The 4,227-nt window shown below is 70.5% G+C and carries 5 protein-coding genes; 3 read left to right on the forward strand and 2 right to left on the reverse strand.

Annotated features, from left to right (window positions below):
• The coding region (locus tag ACFTZL_RS41855) for a MarR family winged helix-turn-helix transcriptional regulator (RefSeq protein ID WP_382594941.1) at window positions 1-445 on the reverse strand (445 nt) is incomplete at its 3' end.
• An 88-nt stretch (window positions 446-533) separates the two neighbouring features.
• Here ACFTZL_RS41855 and ACFTZL_RS41860 point away from each other — a divergent pair.
• A complete protein-coding gene (locus ACFTZL_RS41860) occupies window positions 534-1,319 on the forward strand; it encodes a dioxygenase (RefSeq protein ID WP_382594944.1) in 786 nt (261 codons plus the stop codon).
• Between the two features lie 61 nt (window positions 1,320-1,380).
• Here ACFTZL_RS41860 and ACFTZL_RS41865 read toward each other — a convergent pair whose 3' ends face one another.
• Complete coding sequence (locus tag ACFTZL_RS41865; RefSeq protein ID WP_382594947.1) at window positions 1,381-1,899, reverse strand: GNAT family N-acetyltransferase; 519 nt, start codon at window positions 1,897-1,899, stop codon at window positions 1,381-1,383.
• Between the two features lie 193 nt (window positions 1,900-2,092).
• On the opposite strand from ACFTZL_RS41865, the gene ACFTZL_RS41870 reads away from it, so the two are divergent.
• Window positions 2,093-3,091, forward strand: coding sequence for an RNA polymerase sigma factor RpoD/SigA (locus tag ACFTZL_RS41870; protein ID WP_382594949.1), 999 nt, complete (start codon window positions 2,093-2,095; stop codon window positions 3,089-3,091).
• A gap of 364 nt (window positions 3,092-3,455) precedes the next feature.
• On the forward strand, window positions 3,456-4,115 hold the full coding sequence (locus ACFTZL_RS41875) for a TetR/AcrR family transcriptional regulator (protein WP_382594953.1): 660 nt from the start codon (window positions 3,456-3,458) through the stop codon (window positions 4,113-4,115).
• Window positions 4,116-4,227 lie beyond the last annotated feature (112 nt).

A 4,227-nucleotide genomic window follows, 5' to 3' on the forward strand; every position in this document is an offset into this window, starting at 1 on the left:
GTTCCGGGGAGAGCCGGTCGAAGACCGCCTGCCGTACGGCCTCCACATGGCCCGGGGCGGTCTGCCGCAGCACCGCGAAGCCCTCCTCCGTGAGCACGGCGAACTGGCCCCGCTTGTCGTCGGGGCAGTCCTCGCGGCGCACCCAGCCGTTCTTCTCCAGACGCGCGATGGCGTGCGAGAGGCGGGAGCGGGTGATCTTCGCCAGCATGGCGAGCTCGGTCATCCGCAGTTGCCGCCGGGGCGCGTCGGCGAGCTTGACCAGAAGGCCGTAGTAGACGTGCGGCATGCCCGCGTCGCGCTGGAGCTGACGGTCGAGATGGTCGTCGAGGAGGGTGACGCCCTCCATGAACGAGCGCCAGACGCGCTGCTCCTCGTCGGTGAGCCAGCGCGGTTCGTGGGGTTCCTGGCCGGAGGCCGGTGTCGGTGCGGATGCGGGTGCCTTCATGTGTTCCACTCTACGTGGCCCCTCCTTGAAGATTAAACAAATGGCCCGTACAGTTTTGTCAGGGAACCATTCTGGAGGGAGTCGCAGCATGTCCGCCGCCACCCAGGAGCGCATGCCCGCTCTGTACCTCAGCCACGGCGCCCCGCCGCTGGCCGACGACCCGGTCTGGCCCGGTGAACTGGCCGCCTGGTCCGCCGGACTGCCGCGCCCCAAGGCGATCCTGATGGTCTCCGCCCACTGGGAAGAGGCCCCGCTCGCCGTCGGCGCCACCGAGACCGTGCCCCTCGTCTACGACTTCTGGGGCTTCCCCGAGCACTACTACCGGGTGAGGTACGAGGCTCCCGGCGCACCGGAGCTCGCCGAGTCGGTACGGAAGCTGCTGCGCGCCCCCGGCACGCCCGTCCAGGACGTCCCCGACCGCGGCCTCGACCACGGCGCGTACGTCCCGCTGGTCGAGATGTACCCGGAGGCCGACATCCCGGTCCTCCAGGTCTCCATGCCGACGCTCGACCCGGTCCGGCTCATGGAGATCGGCCGCAAGCTCGCCCCGCTGCGGGACGAGGGCGTGCTGATCGTCGGCTCCGGCTTCTTCACCCACAACCTGGCCGCGCTCCGGCAGGGCGGCATCCCCGGCTGGTCGGCGGAGTTCGACGACTGGGGCCGGCGGGCGCTGGAGGCGCGGGACGTGGACGCCCTGCTGGACTTCACCCGCACGTCGCCCGCGGGGCAGCTCGCCCACCCGCGCACCGAGCACTTCGCCCCGTTGTTCGTGACCATGGGCGCCGCCGACGCGGCCGGTGAGCTGGACGTGCAGAAGTCGGTGATCGACGGGTTCTGGATGGGGCTGGCCAAGCGGTCGGTGCAGTTCGGCTGAAACCGGTCTCAAGGAGCCCGGGGTCCGCTCCCTGGGTGTTAGGTGGTCCGCTCCCCGGGTGTCAGAGCGGCTTCTCGTACCAGGCCACGTCCCAGTAGCGGTCGAACTTGCGGCCGACCTCCCGGTACGTGCCGACGTACTGGAATCCGCAGCGCTCGTGCAGCCGGCCGGACGCCTCGTTGGGCTGGCTGATGCCGGCGTAGGCGCGGTGCAGGTCCTCGCCGGACAGGGCCTCGAAGAGGGCCTGGTACAGGAGGGTGCCGATGCCGCGGCGGCCGGCGTGCGGGGCGACGTACACGGTCGTCTCCACCGAGGTGGCATAAGCGGGCTTCTGCCGGAAAGGGCTTGATGTGGCGTAGCCCAGAATTTCCTGTGAGTTGGTGCCCGTGGCAACCATCAGGCGGTGCGGGCCGTCTACTGGATGGGAGAGCAGCCAAGGGCGGCGCTCTTCCGGAGTGAAGATCGCGGTATCGAATGTGATCGCCGTCTCACGTACATAGTGGTTGTAGAGGGCTGTGAGAGCTTCGAGGTCGGCCTCGACTCCCGGCCTGACCTGCACCTCTGTATGTTCTGACGGCATCGTGCCTCCCCAGGTGGCCGGACAGGGTACTGCATGATCAGGAAAATCGTGGGGCGGGTTGGGAATTCTGTCCTGATTCCAGTCGTTGTTTCCATCGGATGCAGGGCACCCGAGGAGAGTCCGGAGAGTCCCGGAGACGGAGTCCAGCGTCCGAAGGACCGCCCGCTGACCTCACCATCGCAAGGGAGCACGCATGGCAACCCGTGCCGTCGCCCGTCGTAAGTCCGCCACCGGCGAGACGGCCGACGCGGCAAGCAGTGTTCGCGCCCATGGCGGCGAGATCGCCGACCGCGACCTGGTCGGCATGTATCTCGACGAAATAGCGCGCACACCACTGCTCGACGCCGCCAAGGAGGTCGAGCTGTCACAGGTCATCGAGGCGGGTGTGTTCGCGCGGCAGGTCCTCGACGGGTTCGAGGACACCAAGGCCGACGCCACCCGTGACGAACTCGAGGCCCTGATGGCCGACGCGGAGCGGGCCAAGGACATCTTCATCCGCTCCAACCTCCGCCTGGTCGTCGCCGTCGCCCGCCGCTACCCCCGCAGCGGTCTGCCGCTGCTGGACCTGATCCAGGAGGGCAACGCCGGCCTGGTGCGCGCGGTCGAGAAGTTCGACTACCGCAAGGGCTTCAAGTTCTCCACGTACGCGACGTGGTGGATCCGCCAGGCCATCACCCGCTCGATAGCCGACCAGTCCCGTACGATCCGCCTGCCCGTCCACCTCGTGGAGGAGCTCGGCCGGATCCGCCGTGTGCAGCGCGAGTTCAACCGCGAGCACGGCAGGGACCCGGAGCCCGCGGAGATCGCCGCCGAGCTCGCCTCGACGCCGGAGCGCGTCACCGACGTGCTCGACTGGGCCCGCGACCCGGTCTCGCTGAACATGTCGGTGGACGACGAGGGCGAGACCCAGTTCGGCGACCTCCTGGAGGACACCTCCGCGGTGTCGCCCGAGCAGTCGGTGCTCACGCTGCTGCGCAGCGAGGAGCTCGACGACCTCATCGGCCGCCTCGACCAGCGCACGGCCTCCATCATCAAGATGCGCTACGGCATCGAGGACGGCCGGGAGCGCACCCTGACCGAGGTCGGCAAGGAGCACGGCCTGACCCGCGAGCGCATCCGGCAGATCGAGAAGCACGCGCTGCTGGAGCTGAAGAAGCTGGCGCGCAGCACCGGTTTCGACGCGGCGGCGTGACGACGGGTTCGCACCCGGCGGCGTAACACCGCGTACGCCGGGTGGCGAAAGACCGCGCAAACATGGCGTTGTATCGCCGCTTAACCCGCGAGGCTCGGGGAACAAGAATTTCGGGTCCACCAGTTCGGGCCCGGGGCCACACCCCCTCGGCCCCAAGAACCAAGTCCCGTCGCACTCCCCCCGGCGCCGGGACTCTCCCAAGGCCGGGCTTCGGCGCCCCTCCCCCCGGGCGCCGGGGTCCGGCTCTTTTTCTGCCGGTGCCTCGCGCACCGCGGGGTGCTTGGAGGGCGGGGCACCCCGTACCTGAACCACGGGGTGGCCCGCCAGATGGCAGATTGTGTCACATGGGCATAGCCTGCCGGGCGTGAGCAGCACCACCCCGACCCCGCCTCAGGCCTCGCTGACCGAGCGGCGGAAGGCCGAGACGCGGATGGAGATCGCCCGGGCGGCGGCCGGCCTCTTCGTCCGGCACGGCCTGCGTGCCACCCGCGCGGAGGACATCGCCCAGGCCGCCGGTATCGCCCCGCGCACCTTCTACCGGTACTTCGCCACCAAGGAGGAGGCCGTCGCCCCGCTCTACGCGACCGGCGCCCAGCGCTGGGTGGCGGCGGTACGCGCGGCTCCGGCCGACGCGAGCGTGCTCGAGGCCCTGGAACAGGGCGTCCGCCACACCCTCACCCCGGGCGTCGGCGTCTCGGCGTCCTCCTGGGAGTGGGTCCGCACACTCCTGCGCCTCGCCGAGGCGAACCCGTCCCTGCGCCGGGTGTGGGCGGAGGTCTGCCAGACATCGGAACGGATGCTGGGGGAGGTGCTGGCGGAACGGGTGACCGGAGCCGAGAAGGGCGACGACAACGTTGCCGCCGCACCTGGCCTGCGCTTCGCCGCCGCCGTCGCCAGTGCCGCCGTACGCGCCGCCCTGGAGACCTGGGCGGAAGGGGACGGCCCGGTGGACGGCCCGGGAGGCCCGGCGGAACTCGCGTCGCGGAACCTGAGGGCGTTGCGGGACTTCCGGTGGGAGACGTGACGCGGCCCGGGGCGGGACCGGGCCTGAGCGCCGGGGTCACGTCCCGCGGGCGTGCGCCTGAGTGCCAGGGTCACGCTCCGACGGCCTGCGCTTGAGCGCCGGGAGCGCGTCC

It is taken from the genome of Streptomyces sp. NPDC056948, from assembly GCF_042674225.1.
In the GTDB taxonomy this organism is placed as follows: domain Bacteria; phylum Actinomycetota; class Actinomycetes; order Streptomycetales; family Streptomycetaceae; genus Streptomyces; species Streptomyces purpurascens.

Bases quoted from the DNA above. Each gene is read 5' to 3' on its own strand.
- ACFTZL_RS41865 (WP_382594947.1), bottom strand. From the start codon at position 1,899: ATGCCGTCAGAACATACAGAGGTGCAGGTCAGGCCGGGAGTCGAGGCC.
- ACFTZL_RS41870 (WP_382594949.1), top strand. From the start codon at position 2,093: ATGGCAACCCGTGCCGTCGCCCGTCGTAAGTCCGCCACCGGCGAGACG.
- ACFTZL_RS41860 (WP_382594944.1), top strand. From the start codon at position 534: ATGTCCGCCGCCACCCAGGAGCGCATGCCCGCTCTGTACCTCAGCCAC.